Source organism: Methanosarcina sp. MTP4 (genome assembly GCF_000970045.1).
GTDB lineage: Archaea > Halobacteriota > Methanosarcinia > Methanosarcinales > Methanosarcinaceae > MTP4.
On record NZ_CP009505.1, the window covers coordinates 1,906,518 to 1,922,049 of the forward strand.

Annotated in this window: 14 protein-coding genes; 13 read left to right on the forward strand and 1 reads right to left on the reverse strand. The window is 47.5% G+C overall.

What is annotated here, in order from left to right:
• The first annotated feature begins 861 nt into the window (after positions 1–861).
• The 9 genes from MSMTP_RS08045 (at position 862) to MSMTP_RS08085 (ending at position 13,091) form a co-directional block, all read left to right on the forward strand.
• Entirely contained in the window at positions 862–1,143 is a 282-nt protein-coding gene (locus tag MSMTP_RS08045) for a ferredoxin-thioredoxin reductase catalytic domain-containing protein (protein WP_048178564.1), read from the forward strand.
• A 405-nt stretch (positions 1,144–1,548) separates the two neighbouring features.
• Positions 1,549–2,013, forward strand: coding sequence for a (Fe-S)-binding protein (locus tag MSMTP_RS08050; protein ID WP_048178565.1), 465 nt, complete (start codon positions 1,549–1,551; stop codon positions 2,011–2,013).
• 10 nt (positions 2,014–2,023) lie between these two features.
• Positions 2,024–3,274 (forward strand): formylmethanofuran dehydrogenase subunit B, encoded by a 1,251-nt coding sequence (locus MSMTP_RS08055; RefSeq protein WP_048183066.1) that lies wholly within the window; start codon positions 2,024–2,026, stop codon positions 3,272–3,274.
• Positions 3,274–3,672, forward strand: coding sequence for a molybdopterin dinucleotide binding domain-containing protein (locus MSMTP_RS08060; RefSeq protein ID WP_048178566.1), 399 nt, complete (start codon positions 3,274–3,276; stop codon positions 3,670–3,672). Before MSMTP_RS08055 ends, MSMTP_RS08060 begins: the two co-directional genes overlap by 1 nt.
• A 125-nt stretch (positions 3,673–3,797) precedes the next feature.
• Positions 3,798–4,094 carry a hypothetical protein gene (locus tag MSMTP_RS08065; RefSeq protein ID WP_048178567.1) on the forward strand — a complete coding sequence of 99 codons (297 nt, stop codon included), beginning with the start codon at positions 3,798–3,800 and terminating at the stop codon, positions 4,092–4,094.
• 1,298 nt (positions 4,095–5,392) lie between these two features.
• Positions 5,393–6,172, forward strand: coding sequence for a hypothetical protein (locus MSMTP_RS08070; RefSeq protein ID WP_048178568.1), 780 nt, complete (start codon positions 5,393–5,395; stop codon positions 6,170–6,172).
• Positions 6,169–9,387 (forward strand): tubulin-like doman-containing protein, encoded by a 3,219-nt coding sequence (locus MSMTP_RS08075; RefSeq protein WP_048178569.1) that lies wholly within the window; start codon positions 6,169–6,171, stop codon positions 9,385–9,387. The genes MSMTP_RS08070 and MSMTP_RS08075 overlap by 4 nt, the downstream gene beginning before the upstream one ends.
• Entirely contained in the window at positions 9,353–10,849 is a 1,497-nt protein-coding gene (locus tag MSMTP_RS08080; RefSeq protein WP_048178570.1) for a hypothetical protein, read from the forward strand. The genes MSMTP_RS08075 and MSMTP_RS08080 overlap by 35 nt, the downstream gene beginning before the upstream one ends.
• The gene (locus MSMTP_RS08085; protein WP_048178571.1) at positions 10,830–13,091 is read left to right on the forward strand and encodes a hypothetical protein; all 2,262 of its coding nucleotides are present in this window, start codon (positions 10,830–10,832) and stop codon (positions 13,089–13,091) included. Before MSMTP_RS08080 ends, MSMTP_RS08085 begins: the two co-directional genes overlap by 20 nt.
• A 19-nt stretch (positions 13,092–13,110) precedes the next feature.
• Here MSMTP_RS08085 and MSMTP_RS08090 read toward each other — a convergent pair whose 3' ends face one another.
• Positions 13,111–13,785: a class I SAM-dependent methyltransferase gene (locus tag MSMTP_RS08090; protein WP_048178572.1), complete on the reverse strand. Its 675-nt coding sequence runs from the start codon at positions 13,783–13,785 to the stop codon at positions 13,111–13,113.
• 666 nt (positions 13,786–14,451) lie between these two features.
• On the opposite strand from MSMTP_RS08090, the gene MSMTP_RS08095 reads away from it, so the two are divergent.
• Genes MSMTP_RS08095 through MSMTP_RS19150 form a run of 4 tightly spaced genes read left to right on the forward strand, consistent with a single transcriptional unit; the run spans position 14,452 to position 15,525 of the window.
• Positions 14,452–14,757: a hypothetical protein gene (locus MSMTP_RS08095; RefSeq protein ID WP_048178573.1), complete on the forward strand. Its 306-nt coding sequence runs from the start codon at positions 14,452–14,454 to the stop codon at positions 14,755–14,757.
• Entirely contained in the window at positions 14,729–14,992 is a 264-nt protein-coding gene (locus tag MSMTP_RS08100; RefSeq protein ID WP_048178574.1) for a hypothetical protein, read from the forward strand. The genes MSMTP_RS08095 and MSMTP_RS08100 overlap by 29 nt, the downstream gene beginning before the upstream one ends.
• A complete protein-coding gene (locus MSMTP_RS08105; protein ID WP_052718325.1) occupies positions 14,967–15,344 on the forward strand; it encodes a type II toxin-antitoxin system PemK/MazF family toxin in 378 nt (125 codons plus the stop codon). The genes MSMTP_RS08100 and MSMTP_RS08105 overlap by 26 nt, the downstream gene beginning before the upstream one ends.
• Positions 15,334–15,525: a hypothetical protein gene (locus MSMTP_RS19150; protein ID WP_156153744.1), complete on the forward strand. Its 192-nt coding sequence runs from the start codon at positions 15,334–15,336 to the stop codon at positions 15,523–15,525. The genes MSMTP_RS08105 and MSMTP_RS19150 overlap by 11 nt, the downstream gene beginning before the upstream one ends.
• Positions 15,526–15,532 lie beyond the last annotated feature (7 nt).

The window sequence follows — 15,532 nt, forward strand, 5'->3', positions numbered from 1 at the left end:
TGAACAATATCCCTGAGATTTTATTTCTCTGAACAATATCCCTGAGATTTTATCTCTCTGAATAATATCCCTGAGAGTTTCCCTTTTGGGCACAGAAAAAATTAATTCAACGAGGATTTCCCCCGGAATCCGGAAATTCCTGTTTTTTGCGGTTTCCGGGGCTTTTCAGTTCTTAATATAATTTTTCTCCTGAACCGGATAAAAATATAGTTATTTTGTACAAAATCAAAACCTTTATTTTATAAGGGTTTTTTTAATTTTTTAACTATAATGTGCTAGCTTGCCTGCGGCCGATGTTTGATATATAAAGGCTCATTTGCAAGAAAACGTTGCGGAGGACGTTGCAGAGGACGTTGCAGAGGACGTTGCGGAGGACGTTGCGGGAGAAAGGCATGGCAGCCTTAAGTGAAATGACTTCCGCCGGGCTTGAGGTCATGGCTTCAGGAGTTATATGTATGATGAACATCAGGTGGCTTTATTGCCAGGATCTAACAATAAATATCATTATGCATTTATATGACATCCTTTATATATAAAACCCAATATTAAATATTTTTGATATTCGGTAACTGATATCCTGCAAGCATTGTTCTGCCATTTGCCGCTGAACCATCTGCCTGACCGGGTATCTCCCAACTACTTTATAGTTTGAGATATTATTCGTAATCGAGTTTAAGGGCTGAAATTTGATTGTAGTTTAGCAAGCAATTTCCAATTCTACCGGTTGCTTCTTTTAATTTAATGATTATATAAGCAACTGATGATATTTTGGAATTACCGGTTACCTGAAATTCGGTTACCTGACTAAGAATTCGGTTACCTGATCATTGTTATTTCTAACCAAAAACAAAGGGATTTCACATGAGTGAGCACGAAGACTTAAAAAATAAAATGTACGAATGGACGGAAAAATACGCTGACAAAGCAGGCTATCAGCTCAATCCCGATAAGGAGGGACTTGATTATGTGCTTGACGGGCTTGCTGCAAGGCTTGAGAAGTTTGGGAAACGCTACTGTCCCTGCAGGATAGTAACCGGGAATGAGAGTGAAGATAAGAAAATAATCTGTCCCTGCATCTATCATAAAGATGAAATCGAAAGGGACGGCAAATGCCACTGCGAACTCTTCTTCAAAGCCGATTGACCTGTGTTTCCTTCAGGACTACCGGCCCGTTCTTTTGCTCGGTTCCCTCCCGGGAAAATGCCTTTTTCGGGGATAAAAGGCGCATTTCGGCTTGTTTAAATATATTTCCCTTTCCGGAAGCCGGGACTTTAAGATGCGGCTTTCATTAGCTCCTGATAGGGTTCGGGATTCCAATATAGGGGCCGAAAAGCTTAAAAAAGGTGTTAACGCCGCAAATATGGCTTAACGCTGCAAATTAAAATGCAATAATTTAAGATAAGGTACTTAATACACTTTAATTAAATAATATTTGATTTAAATTCTAAGGGATTTCACTAAACTAATTTGGTTCATGGATTTCTGTCCAATGGATTTATGCCCAATGGATTTATGCCCAATGGAATTTGACTCAAGGGTGATGTGAAAATGACAAGTACAATGGAACTCTATCAACTGCTTCCAAAGACCAACTGCAAGGAATGTGGGAAAAACTCCTGTATGGCTTTTGCAGCTGCTCTCATGGCCCGCGAGCTCACGCCGGATGACTGCCCTCCTATGAAGAATGACCCGAAGTATAAAGAGAACTATGAAACCGTAAGCGGTATGTTCTCCACTACCGAAGGTGCGACAGAAACCGGCCTGATCGTGCACGAGGAGCTTTGCTTTGGCTGCGGAAACTGTGTGGTTGCCTGCCCGGTAAACGTGGCAAACGACCCTCACGGAGTCGGGGCGGGAAAAGCCCCGAAAAGCACCGATAAGCTTATCCTGATAATCGAGGATGGGATCGTAAAAGCCCAGAATGTAGACGAGTGCCGGCGTTTCGGGAAAAACAAGATTCTCTGCACTGGCTGTATCGTGACCTGCCCGGTAGAGGCAATCGAGTTTGTGTGAGGTGAAGCTGATGGAAGGGAACTATTATGTATGTACCGGCTGTGGGCTGCTCTGCGACGATATTGAGGTTGAGCTTGAGAAAGACTCGGTAAGCAAGGTTTACACAGCTTGCAGGGTAGGGGTTGCCCATATGAAGGAAGGCAGCAGGGAAGCTGTCTCCCAGGTGGACGGAAAGCCCGCAGAAGAAGCCTCAGCAATCGAAAAGGCTGCGGAGATCCTGAAGAACGCAAAGAACCCCCTCATCTTTGGGCTTGGGACGTCCACGAACGAAGCCCAGAAAAAAGCACTTGAACTTGCAAAAAAACTGAATGCAACTCTGGACGACACCTCATCCTTCTGCCTGGGGCCGGTGGTCGAAGCTCTCCTTCAGGAGAAGTTCAATACCTGCACCCTTGACGATGTGCGGCACAAGGGAGATGTAATGGTCTTCTGGGGCGCAGACCCTTCGGATTCCCACCCGCGCCACCTTTCAAAATTCTCCTACTTCCCCCGTGGGGAACAGAAGCAGAAGGGCTGGGAAGAAGAGAGGACTGCCATTGCAATTGATGTCAGGAAGTCCCATACCGCAAAGATCTGCGGGAGCAACTTCTTCCAGATCCCGCCCGGTGGAGATACCGAGTTTATAAATGCCCTGATTGACGGGGTTTCCGGTAAACTGCCAAAGACGTCCTACAAATTCCCCCCGAAAAGGCTCCTGGAACTTGCCAATATGCTGAAAGGAGCAAAGTTCGGGACGATCTTCATGGGCCTGGGCCTGCTCTATTCCCTGGATGACCTTGACCCGATAATCCGGCTCGTGGAAGTCCTGAACGAAAAGGCGAAAGGGGAGTTCCATCTGATCCCCATGGTCGGACATTACAACATGCGGGGCTTTAACGAAAACCTCTTTGCCGAGACTGGCTACGTGAACTGCGTGAAGTTCGAAAACGGGGAGGCAAAGCACGGGCCCGAATATTCAACCGTGGAAGCCCTGAAAGCAAAGGCTGTGGACGCAGCCCTTATCATCGGTTCCGACCCCCTGGCAAGCCTGCCCCATTCGATTGTGAAGAACCTGCTCGATATCCCCATAATTTCAATAGACCCCTGCGAGACCCTTACCTCCAGGAAGGCAAAGGTCCATTTCAGCACGGCAGTTACAGGGGTTGAGTGCGGAGGCAGTGCGACCCGGATGGACGGGGTTGAGGTAAAATTCGACCCGATACTTGAGACAAAACGTCCCACGGATGAAGAAATTCTCACAAAAATCATGGAGGCGCTCTGATGGATTTCGGATCTTTCCTGGCAGCCCCTGAAATTAAGGTAAAAATCATAACCTACAGGGACATTTTCCAGAACAAGGCAATGATCGAGGACCGTTTCGGGGAAGAGTACAAAAATACTTCTGCCCTCATAAAAATGGATCCCGCAGACCTCAAGCAAATGAGCGTAAAGAAAGGCGACACGGTTATCGTGAAAAATTCTTTCGGGAACATCGTGGTCAAAGTCGAAGAATCCGGCTACGAAACCCCCCACAAAGGCATTGCGTATATGCCAAACAGCCCCTGGTCCAACATGCTTGTCTCGGACGAAACCGGCGGCATGGGAGTCCCTAAGTTCAAGGACATCGAAGCCACGGTAACCTCTGCCAAGGGAGCAAAGGTAACGGACCTTGATTTGTGAATATTTGATTTCTTAAAGGGTCCTTACGGACCCCCCAAAAAACGTTTCCCTGTTTTTTATGGTCCGTATCTGTCTTCCACCCCTGTCTAACTTCCCTCCAGAAAAACGAAGCCTGAGATGGAACTATGGATGATGTTAATGATAATATGTTTCTGAAATTCTCCCCTCTCCTGAAAAACGGAAAAACTCTTTACCGTTTCGAAGCTTTCGAAAACGTAAAGCCCAAATGGGAACTTCCCTGCGAGTACCTGAGCGGGCTGCATTTTACTGCCTGGAACCGGGTTTTACTGTATTCGGATGGGAGTTTTGTCCGAAAAGTCCTCACAGGCAGTGAGCTTTCCGAAGAAGAATACCTGGAATTAATGAAGATAGTTGAACTCGGAAAAGCACGGCTGAAGGAAATCCGGGCAAGATTGCCGTGAAAAAATGATTATAGTCCCTAACGTAAATATTTACACTTACTTTATAACCACGGAAGACACGGAAAGCACGGAAGACACGGAAGGATTGTGCCCCTATTTCCTTTATTCCGTGTTTTCCGTGCTTTCTGTGGTTAAAATTTCACTTGAGATTGGTGAAAGAATTTGGGTACTTGACTATATCTCACTTTTCGCAGATGTACACAAATGTATCATTCATTTACCGATTTGTCCGATATTCTTTGTATTATTGCGAGTTGGTTTTTATTTCATAACCATATTGAGAAAATAGATGGCATTTTTGTGGACTTCTGCGGAAGGTCAGCTATATTGTATTCTGATTACTTTTAACTTAGTTTTGTTATTTTCTGATTTGCCAGATAACCTTTACAGTTATTTCAATATTCATTTTGGGTATCCGGGTGACTTTTAAAGTTATCACGATGTCCTTTTTGGGTGCCCTGATGACTTTTAAAGTTATCACGATATTCTTTTTGGGTATCTAGATAACTTTTACAGTTACCCCAAGATTTTTTTGGTGTTCGGATGCCCTTTCTGTGATTGATATTTTAATTCCAAATATTGTTGTGTTTGAATTCAATTCTCATTTTTCAATTTTTAATTTCTATTTTTCAATTCTCATTTTTCATTTTTCAACTTTCAATTTTCAATTCCCAGTTCTCAATTTTGGAAAAAGCCGGTCAGCAAGCTGACCGGTGAGAGCGCCGGTACCCGATGAGCAGATCAAAAAAGGCTTGTGGGAATAAGTTATTGCCTGTATTACGGTTGCTTCGTTCGGATATATGGCTGGATGTGTGACCGGATACAGGACTTTCAAGTTGCTGCAAGTTTTGAATGTTAGATAATCTTTTCACTCGTACAAATTTATACAATATCTCAAAATTTTTATAATTCCATTTTAATACCATGTATGGGTTTTATCATTCTTTCTTTATAAATTAATTTAAAAAATAGTTATTTATTGATATATGAAGAATTTGAATAGGAATATTAGGTTCAATTGAAGACCGGTTTGGGATGGGAATATTTTCAATTGAAGGCCATTTCGGTATGGGGTTGTTAAAGTCAGTTTAAAGGTCATTTCGATATGGGGCTGTTAAATCCAGGCTCAGGTCATTCAGGTCTGGAGATTAAGGTCAGTTTAAAGGTCATTTTGAGATGGGGATATTAAGCTCGATTAAAGGTTATTTTGATATGGGGACATTAAGCTCGATTAAAGGTCGTTTTGATATGGGGACATTAAGTTCAGGTTTGGATCCTTTTGATAGGGGGAATCAAATATGGGAGCGAGGGGAGCAAGGGGAGCCGGGCATAAAGCTGTTTGCGTGATTGCGTTAGGTTTCCTGTTATTCCTTCTGTTTGCGGGTTCGGGGGCTGTGCTGGCAACCCAGATCGAGGTGGAGGGAGAGCTGCCCGGAGAGGTTGAGGAAAAGCAGGTGATAAGCCTCGTCCTTACTATAAGCAATATTCCCGCTGCTGCGGATTTTATCTCTTTTGATACGGACCTGGTAAGATACGGTAAGCAACCGATCTATAATTTTACGGGGCTGGAGCTTCAAAGCAATAAGAGCAGCTTTGTGCTTCCCGTTGAGGACAACCGGGATAAAATCGTTGTCCGCTTAAATGGGCGGGTTCCGGTAATAAGGGAAGTTAAGCAGTGCGACGAGCTTACCCTGATAAAATACGACCCCAAGCTGACAGGGTACGCTTACTACAGGGTCAGGTTGACCGATGAGGACGGAAACCCCCTGGGGGAGAGTGATACCCGCACGTTTACGATAGTGGCTACCGAGATCGAAGATTTCAGGGGGAAAATGACGCTTGTGGACGACTCTTTTTTCAGCGTATACCTGCAGGACATGTTCGATAAGGGGCTTGTGACCGAGGCAAACGAAATCGCGGACCATGTGATCGAAGAAGAGGAAAAGGAAAGGAAAGAGAAAGAAGAAGAGGAAAGCCCCTTTAGCCTGGGCTATGTGCTTGGAGGGATTGCCCTGCTGGCGCTGGGCTTTATCCTGGGGATCAGGTTCGGCGGATCTGAAGAGGAGGAAGAGGAATGAACGGAAGGGAAAGTAGCTATTCTACATTGCAGCTTCCTACGGACCTTACCATTGTTGGGATCGGAGGCTGTGGGAAACGCCTTTGCGGGGAGATCTGCAGGCACGAATGGATCCTTGGCAATTACCTTGCTTCAGGAAAAAGGCTCAGGATCTATACCATGGATACGGATGCCAACGAGAAAGTGGAAGACGAGGTGCAGAGAAGCGAGTTTCGGGCTGGGATCCAGGAAATGGGGGCCAGGGGGAATATCGAATACAATTACTATTACCTCCCTTCCCTGGCAAACATAAACCAGGTCTCGGACCTGGCAAGCCAGGAGGTCGCAACCAAGATCAAGGAAAGGAAATCGGACCCTGCCGTAAGCACCTGGTGGCTGAACGATCCGGGGGCAGAGGGGCTGAGTTTTGAGGAGCTCAGGACAATCGACCCCTTTTTGATTGACGATTTCGGAGGGGGAGTGCACCGACGAAGGGCGATTTCAAAGGCGATCTTCTACAAGGTCCTGAGCCAGGGGCAGGCAAGCGGCTTTCCGACTTTCCCGAGTACCGGGACAACGGCAATTATTGTCGGGCTCGGGGGAGGGACCGGGGCAGGGATGTTCATTGATCTTGCGCGGTATATCCGGGCTCTGCGGGGGGAGGCTACCCAGATCTGGCTCTTTGCGGTGATTCCCACCACAAAAGAAGGGGAAATGGAGCAGCTAAATGCCGCAATTGCACTTACCGAACTCGAATACCTGAACATTAACGAGAGGCTTTTCAACTATGTGGTGCTCAGCTCCCTGGGGCCGACGGGTTATAAAAAGGGGGAAGAGGCCAGGGTAGAGGTGCATGAGTTCGATTCCATGTTCCCCCACATCCTGACGAATTTCTTCCATATCGAAAAAGGGGATATCAACCTCAGCGACTCAAAACGCCTGTATTCCTCGTTTATTTTTGCAGATGCCCATGTAATCCAGTACCCCGTCGAAGAGCTGAAGACCCTGAAAAAACAGTATGAAGAAATCATCCTGGAACTCGAAAAAATCAGCGGGGCAAGAAAAGAAATCAACAGGGCCGTAAAAACTCTGCTGGACAGCTCCGGGATGTTCAGGGAACTGCCTCCTACCCGGACAGATTCCGAGTTTATTAAAAAAGAATACACAAACGCCGAGAAAGTCTGGAAAAACGAAATCGGAAAACTCCTTAACTACCAGACCCCCGGAGCCGTGGAGTTTTTCATACGCAACAACATCTCGGCAGACGCCGGGATTGAAAACATAAGCAGCTATGAGGACCTGCTGGACTTTATCTCCAGGGTGAAAAGCTTTAGCGGCAGCGTAAAGGAAGACGAGTTGAAGGACGAAAATGACAAGAAGCTCTTTCGCCTGATTCCCGAGACCCTGCAGGGGATCGAAGATACGGCAAGGCTTTTCAAGCGGGTCGCGGGCATTGAGGAGGAAGCTGCAAGAGCCGTGCTCATAAATGTCCTGAAAGGCAAACAGGAACTTGTGGCTTCTGTTGACCGGCTCAACGCTAAAACCAGGGTGCTCAAGGAAGAGAGCCTGGGAACAAAAGCCGAAATCGAAAGTAAACAGGTTGAAAAGGATTATCTGGAACAGGTGAATTCCCGGGTCGAAAAAGAAGTCGATAAGGCCTTAAGCGATAACGACCGGGACATTGAACAGTACTTTTCCCGGAAGAAGAAGCTGGATAACATCCGGGACCATGAGAAGCAGTTGAAATCGGAAATTGACATCTTCATCAGCAATTTCGGGGCAGGAAATTTCAAAAGCACGGATAAGGAGACCTGGCTGACCCTGACCGGGGTCCCGGAACTCCAGAGAGAAATTACTGCCATGTCCCATGAGCTTGAAATAGACCTCCAGGCCCTTTCCAAACTCGTGGAATCGATTTCTCTCTACTACTATTACGATTACAGGATCACCCGGATCGAAAAAGGGGGCTTTAAGGAGAAACTGGTCGGGGCCGTAAAGGGGAATAAAAAGAAGCTTCTCAGGAGGTTTGAAGCCCAGAAACGGAGCATGGAGGATTATATCAAGAGCTCGGGAAGGGACTATGTCCAGGTAAACCCTCCTTTCGAATTTTACGTCCCTGAAAATTTCCTGAGTGAAAGCCAGAACAAAAAGGCCGAGGAATTTAAAACCGGGATCATGGATTCCCTCTTTTTCGACCTGAACAGGAAAGCCGCCGATCTTGAGGAAATCGACCGGGCGTTTAAGTCGGGAGACAGGCCGAAATTGAGGAGCCTCCTGAGAGAGGTCCTGACCCTCTACTACCTGCAGAGGGAAGACTATTCAGGGAAACTGGATCGGATCGAGACGGAGTTTCGGGAGCTTGAAGGAAACCTTGAGGCTCAGAATTTCCTTTCCGATTTCCTCGGGAAAACCGAGGTCCTTACTGAGGAAACCCTTGTTTACAGAAGGGACCTTTCCAGGGAATACGATAAATTTTACGAGCATTTCACAAAACTCAGTGATGTCAGGACTTCGGGGAGCAAAGCTGGCAGCAAGACCCTGAGCAGTCTTTACATGACAAAGTTCGGGGATATCAACCCCAAAATCCTCTCCCTTATCGACGAGAGTTCCGATATGAGGGACCTTGACTGGGACGAGAGCGGGAAACGCGAACTTGACAAACTCATCGGGGAAATCCAGGTAACTTACAAAAACCTGATAGAAAGTTACAAGCTCGGGATCCATAACCTGATGATCCCTATCAGCACCACCGAACGCTGGAATTTCGGAAAAGCCGCCCTGGTGGTTTCTTCGCGGTCCTCCTACATTTCAAGCCGGATTGCAAGTGAACCCATAGCTGACGGGATAAAAGAAGAAATAAACGGGGTCCTGGCTCTCAGCAACAGCAATGATGCAAAACTTGCCACCCACAGCCACACAAAGCCCTGGGACATTGCCCTTACCTTCTTTTCAGCCACGGGTTTCCTGGACAATATCTCACCCCTGACCGCCGGGGGAGGCTTCTGGGAGGTGTATGAAAATAAGAAGGATAACCTGCTGCACCACGTGCTCAAACTCCATGAAGGAAAATACGTAACCCGAAAAGCCCTGCTCGACCTGAAGGAAGCCGGGGAACTGGCAAACCTGGAAAAGAAAGGGGTAAACGTCGGGGCAAGGATCAATGAACTGTATGAAGAAAAAAGCTTGAGAGAGGCTTTGAAAAATGAGGATACACAGCAGCCTGAAACTCCTTTATGAACTTCCGGCAGTAGGCCTGGTCCTGCTTTTGTCTTTCTTTTTTTTATGGTTTGCAGGGACATTAGCTTTCTCACAGGTTTCCTGGCCAGGAGCTTTTTTGCTGAGTTTCTTTCCGGCATTCTTCGTTGCAAGCGCTTCAGGGATGTTTTTCCACGAACAGTCAAGAAAAGGGGGTTTCTTTTTAATTGCGGTCTTTTTGCCTTTCCTGTATTTTCTTTCTTTTGACCTGGGGATCCTGAGGGCAAACGGGCTGCTCCTGGGCCTCCTGGCAGGTGGACTTCTGGACTGGCAGGCTCTCCACAATAACAGGTTCAACCTGCTTACGGGCTATGCAAGGGCAGGTGCGAGACTCTTTTTTTTTGCCCTGGGCGTCTACATCCTTGTCCTTGTCCTGGAACTCATGTACCCGTTTTCAGGTGAAAGGCTGGGGGCTTTCCTTGAAAGCGGGTCTGAAAGACCCCTGGACCTGGGGCTGGCTTTGCTGGTGGTGCTTTCCCTGTACCAGCTGACAGGGCTTATCCGGGATGTCCGGATTTCCGATGTCTTCATATACGGGCCTTCAAGATCGGGAAAGACCTTTCTCCTGCTTGCCCTGTACAACCATTTCGTGAACTTTTACGGAGGCACGCACAGGGAAATCATCCTTTCCTATGACACGCAGGGGAAGCTCTCGAAAGCAAACGAGGACCGGCTGAGAATCGAGTCCATGCTTGCGGAAATCGAATCAGGGGACATGCCAAGGAGCACCAGCCGTGCGGATATGGCAATGTATGAGCTTTCCGGGAAAAAAGGGGCAATCCCCATAGAATTTTCTTTCATCGATTACAGCGGGGAGTATACCGCCGACCTGGGCCCCGAGAATTACGCCCTGGCTGTCAATAAGCTCGATGAAAAACTGGAACGTTTCAATATAAACACCATCTACAGGCGGATCGGGACTATCAGCTTCCTGGAACAGCTGAAAAAAGACTACGCAAAGGAGCTCCAGGGAGAATTCCACGACCTGATCCTGGCCTCCATATACAAAAAAATGGAAACTGCCGGGAAAATCATTTTCCTCGTGGACGGGGATTACCTCCTGGACTACCACCTGGAAGGAAGAATGGAATTAACCCGCCTCTTCGGGCTTTACTCCCGGCTCATGGACCTCCTGGGAAGCGACAAGTCCTACGCCCTCGTGGTAACAAAAATCGACAAGTTCAAAGACCTGTCCGAAATTCCGGAAGAGTCGGCAGAAGCCCGGGAAATCGAAGAGGAAATCTACAAACTCCTGAGCAAAACCGATACCTTCAGGGAAATCCTCCACAGGGCCCGGAAAGTCCCTATCTACTTTTACACCGTAAGCGTGGACGCAACGCTCACCCCCCAGTTTTCAAAAGAAGGAAAAATGATCGAAGAACAGCAGAGAATTACCCAGATTTTCCCATGGAGGGTCGGTGAAATTGCGAAATTCGGCTTCTGATTCCGGTTCCGGTTCCGGTTCCGGTTCTGGTTCCGGTTCTGGTTCTGGTTCCGGTTCCGGTTCCGGTTCCAATCCCGGTCATGGTTCTGATTACGGTCATGGTCATGCTTTCGGGGTATTCAGCTCAAGCGGAAAGCTGCTGGCAGGAAATAAGGACTTTAAAGAGTACTCCGAACTTGCCAAAAAGCTGGACATTAAAAGAAGCGCCCTGTATGTCGAGACCGGAGACATGACGGGGGACATGCCCGGAGACATGCCCGGAAAAAGGGAAATTCTTCTCGGCTGCAGCCTTCTGGCTAAAATAAAGCTAGGCAGGGAAGAAAGGGTTGTCTTTATCTCGAAAATCCCGCCGGAGGAGTTTGACCGGGAGGGGACCTGGCTCAAGAAGTTCTATAAGGATGCCAGGGCGAAAACCGAAGCTCTGGAGTCAATCCGGTATGACATAATCGGTTTGTGGAAAGCAGGTGATCTGGATTCACTGGTCTCTCCGGATTTTCCGGGTTTTCTTGATTCTTCGAGTTTCCTGAATTCTTTTTCTTCCCCGGAAAAATTCCCTGCCGGATCCCTTGCCAAATCCCTTGCTCAGCTTGCGGGAATCCTTCTCTCAAACCGGCCGGTCTCGGTCAGGACTTCCAAACTTGAGGACGGGCTTTTGCTGCTTTTCAGCCTTGTTTCGGGCTTGAAGCCTGCTTTTCACCTGCCTTTCAGGTTTGCCCTTTCCCTCTATCCGTCCGGGCTTGACCTGTCCGCCGGGCCCGGGGAGCCTGACCCTGACTTTTTCTTTGAAAACGGGGACCTGAGATCCAACCTGGCTTCGCGGGGTCCGGAGCCTTCCTATCCTGTGGAATATTACGAATTTCTCTACAGGGCTTTCGTCCGCATGGCAGAGCAGCAGGAATACCCGGGGTATGAAGAAAGTTTCCGGGAAAGGACCGGGGACCGGGAGGAACTGCTGGAGGAAGTCCGGAGGGGTATGATCGAACATTTCGGGCCCGAAATAACCGACAGTTTCATGGCAAAGGGAGAAATCGAAACCCTCTTCGAACTTTACAGGGAAAAGCCCGAGTCCCTGAAAGCGCTGGCTGATTCCCTGGTTGCCAGGGGCTGGGCTGACAGGGTCTTCGTGTTCCGGGACAAGGAACTTGCAGCTGAAGTGATAAAGAAACTGAGCGGAACGGATTCCGTAAGCAAAGGGCTTGAAGCCTTCATTCTGGAGCTGTACCGGGGGCTTAACAGCATAGGTGAAAAAGAAGAGGTCCAGCGCTACCTCCTGGAAAACGGTTTCTTTTACGAAGACTTCGTCTCCGAACTTGCCCTGATGCTCGAGGAAGGCTTCCGCAAAGGCGAGCCCTCCCCTTACCTCCCCTCCCTGCTCGCCCTAACTGCCGACGTTTCCTTTTACGGGAACCCCCACGGAAAGGAAACATTCACCTGGGGGCTTCGCAAAGGGTTCGACCCCCTGAGCCCGCATGAAGCTGTGAACTTTTTAAAGAATGTCCTCTCAACCCTGCCCGCTGTGGGAGAAGGCGGGAAACTGCTCCTCAAGCTCCTCATAGAGCAAAAAGCCTCAGCCTTCAAGACCACGGACAAACGTGCAACGGGGACAGGAGACGACTTTGTCCTGGAACTCAGCGAAAAGCAAGCCGAAAAGCTGGACTCCTGGCTTGGAAGCAACTACGCCGGGTCAAGGGATGAAAAAATCCATACCCGCAGGAAAAAGCTTATGAAACGCGTCCGAAGCTTCATCCTTATCCTCCTGGCTTTAGCAGTCCTCGGCGCACTTGCCCTTGCATTCTTCAACTACGGCCCCCAAATCCCCGGAATGGAGAACGTCTCCCCTGAAGCCGAAAACACGTCAGGGGCTGAGAATGAATCCGTTGTGCAGGAAGGAAACGCTTCAAAAAGCGTTGGGGTAACCGGGTCTTCAGGTTCCGCTGATTCAGCGGGCTCTGGCAATTCTACCGATTCTGCTGATTCGGTGGGTTTTGCTGGCTCTGTAGATTCTGCTGGCTTTGTAGATTCTGCTGACTCTGCCGACCCCGTGAGTCCTGAGAATCTTTCCGATGAGGAATCCAATCAGACCACCGCCGATAACAGTAGCAATGAATCGGACATTAAAAACAGTAGCAATGAATCGGACATTAAAGCCCCGGAACCCGATGACCCTGAAAACACGACTTCTGAAAACACGACTTCCAAGGAAGTCAACTATGATTCCCTTTCACACTGGCAATTCCGGTAAAAATGAACACCTTACCCCTTTAAAAGGTACGATTCCCCGGTTTCCTCGCAGAAAGGACGGCAAAGCCTCCTTCCCCCGTACCTCTCTTCGGCAGCTCCACTTTCTCAAGCTCCTCGGGAATTCCTGAAAGCGTCTGGCAGCTTTCGAGCTTTTCATACCCGAGTCCTGCCAGCAGCCCCGAAACCTCAGCTACCGAAAGAAAACGGGCACCCGAAGAAAAGCTGCTCTCCTTCTGTTTTGCCACATAATACTGCCCGAGCGGGCTTTCCCTGTCGAGCATTCCGATTATGAGCTGCCCGCCGGGTTTCAGGACCCTTACAGCTTCCCTCAGGCCCTGAGCCGGGTCTGTGAAGAAAGCGAGGGCTGTTACGATCAAAATCAGGTCGAAGGTCTGGGTTTCGAAGGGCAGGGCTTCGGCAATGCCCCGGACTACCTCGATATCCCTTTTTTTAGCTAAAAGCGCCATTGCCTTTGAAGGCTCAACCCCGTATCCGATTCCGAGGGGAGAGGCAAACCTCCCGGTGCCGACCCCGATTTCCAGGGCTCTCAGCTTTTCCGGGTGAGCGGGGAGGAATTGTTTCAGGGCGAGGAGTTCGGACTCGTAGGCAGGCCTGTATTTATCATACCAGGCATCGTATTCACTGGCGTGTTTTTCGAAGGCATCGAATGGTTTTGTGGAATTTGGTTTTTTCATTTCTACTGGAATATTTGTGCCGGAGGTTTTTAAGTTTGAAGGGTGGTGCTGGGACTAATTTTATTCTATCAATTAAGGTTAGAGGAGGTATTCTGGCCGCCAGGGTTTTTTGATGATTCATCTGGAAATACGGTTGATTTTTTTTATTTCCCAGATTTTGAAGCCGCGGCCCTCACTGGTTGGTAGTTCCAGGCAGCAGTCCCGTTTGCGGTAGCAAACGGCCTTTCCCCAAAAAATGAAGTATATGAATAAAAAATTAGACACCTGCAACCGTTTTCTTTCGCAGTTTGCAGCAAATGCACCTCTTAATTTGCTTTCTTATTTTCTTGAATCTTTTTCGGGGATTTCCTGGAAAAGCCGAACTTCGTGCGGACAAGAACGGTTGAAGACGGCATTCCGGTTACGTTGTTTTCCAATACGTGAATAATCGGATATGCCCCTGTTTTCCCAGTTGAGTTGCTGTTCAACAATGCGATATCCGTTTCGGTCGCTTAGCTCCCTCAAGTGAACTAATCTATGTACGAATAACTTTTTTCGCTCCTCTCAGGGTTAAATTCCATAATTTTATTTGCAAAGGTAGCCTGGCTGGGGACTTGCTAAATCCTGGTGAAGTCGTCGCTTCTTCGTGATCTTATTCCTTATATAGCATGGAGTTTATAACCTATCATGATGGCAGCAATTGAAAAAGTAAGGCTTGAGGGGAAGACCCTGGGAGATATTTTTAAAGAAGATTTCCTGAATAAGATAGCTGACTCGGGTGAGAATATATTCCCTATAAACGTTGCCTTTGTAAGAGAGTTTGAAAGAGACGGGAAATTGCATGCCAGCCTGATTACTTTTAGCCACCAGAATAATGATGAGGTCAAAAACAAAGTCCTGCATTTAGAATCCGAAGACCCGGAATTACTTGACATTTTTTTGAAAATAATAGAGGGAAAGCACAATGGTAAAGGTTCGGAAAACAAGTCCTGAAGACCACGTTTATCAGAGCAGGCTGGATAAGGACATGGTCTTCGAAACATCCGAGGGCCTGCAGGTAAGTGCAAAAATAAGTTACATGAAAGGAGACGTCATTGAGTACCTGCTCTCTGAAATCCAGGAATTGAAGCTGAAAGTTAAAGCTCTTGAAAGCAAGAGGACCATTACCGAGGATTCCTTAGCATCCTTCTGGGATAACGAATATGATGAAGCCTGGAACGAATGTTAAGCAGAGGGATATTGTCCTCATCCCATTCCCCTTTTCCGACCTTTCCACAAGCAAACGAAGGCCTGCCATTATCATTTCTAACAGTTCTTACAACACGCATAACGATGACGTAATCTGCTGTGCGATCACCAGCAACCCTAAAAATTATGCAGGCTGCGTGGTAATAAACAATTCCGACCTCGATGAAGGCTATCTCAATTATGAAAGCAGAATCAAACCCACCAAGATTTTTACACTAAACAGGAAACTAATAGTCAAATATCTTGCGAAATTAAACATTGAAAAAAGTAAAGAAGTCCTTCGGAACCTTAATTCTTCCATCAATATTGAAGATGTAGCTCTTGAAGAATGAAGGTTTTTCAAGAGCTCCCTCAAGCGGACCAGCATCACTCTTTTTTTATATTTCCCCCGCAGCCCCACAGGCAAATGATTCAATCCTGCCCTCCTCTCCTAATTACACCGGAGAAACAACAAGAAATATAAATCTTAATACCGATTCGTATCCTGAATCCTCAACTATATTTTACGAGTAATATTATT

Excerpts from the sequence above, each read along its gene's own strand:
- MSMTP_RS08045 (WP_048178564.1), top strand. The coding sequence starts at position 862 with ATGAGTGAGCACGAAGACTTAAAAAATAAAATGTACGAATGGACGGAA.
- MSMTP_RS08050 (WP_048178565.1), top strand. The coding sequence starts at position 1,549 with ATGACAAGTACAATGGAACTCTATCAACTGCTTCCAAAGACCAACTGC.
- MSMTP_RS08055 (WP_048183066.1), top strand. The coding sequence starts at position 2,024 with ATGGAAGGGAACTATTATGTATGTACCGGCTGTGGGCTGCTCTGCGAC.
- MSMTP_RS08060 (WP_048178566.1), top strand. The coding sequence starts at position 3,274 with ATGGATTTCGGATCTTTCCTGGCAGCCCCTGAAATTAAGGTAAAAATC.
- MSMTP_RS08065 (WP_048178567.1), top strand. The coding sequence starts at position 3,798 with ATGGATGATGTTAATGATAATATGTTTCTGAAATTCTCCCCTCTCCTG.
- MSMTP_RS08070 (WP_048178568.1), top strand. The coding sequence starts at position 5,393 with ATGGGAGCGAGGGGAGCAAGGGGAGCCGGGCATAAAGCTGTTTGCGTG.
- MSMTP_RS08075 (WP_048178569.1), top strand. The coding sequence starts at position 6,169 with ATGAACGGAAGGGAAAGTAGCTATTCTACATTGCAGCTTCCTACGGAC.
- MSMTP_RS08080 (WP_048178570.1), top strand. The coding sequence starts at position 9,353 with ATGAGGATACACAGCAGCCTGAAACTCCTTTATGAACTTCCGGCAGTA.
- MSMTP_RS08090 (WP_048178572.1), bottom strand. The coding sequence starts at position 13,785 with ATGAAAAAACCAAATTCCACAAAACCATTCGATGCCTTCGAAAAACAC.
- MSMTP_RS08095 (WP_048178573.1), top strand. The coding sequence starts at position 14,452 with ATGATGGCAGCAATTGAAAAAGTAAGGCTTGAGGGGAAGACCCTGGGA.
- MSMTP_RS08100 (WP_048178574.1), top strand. The coding sequence starts at position 14,729 with ATGGTAAAGGTTCGGAAAACAAGTCCTGAAGACCACGTTTATCAGAGC.
- MSMTP_RS08105 (WP_052718325.1), top strand. The coding sequence starts at position 14,967 with ATGATGAAGCCTGGAACGAATGTTAAGCAGAGGGATATTGTCCTCATC.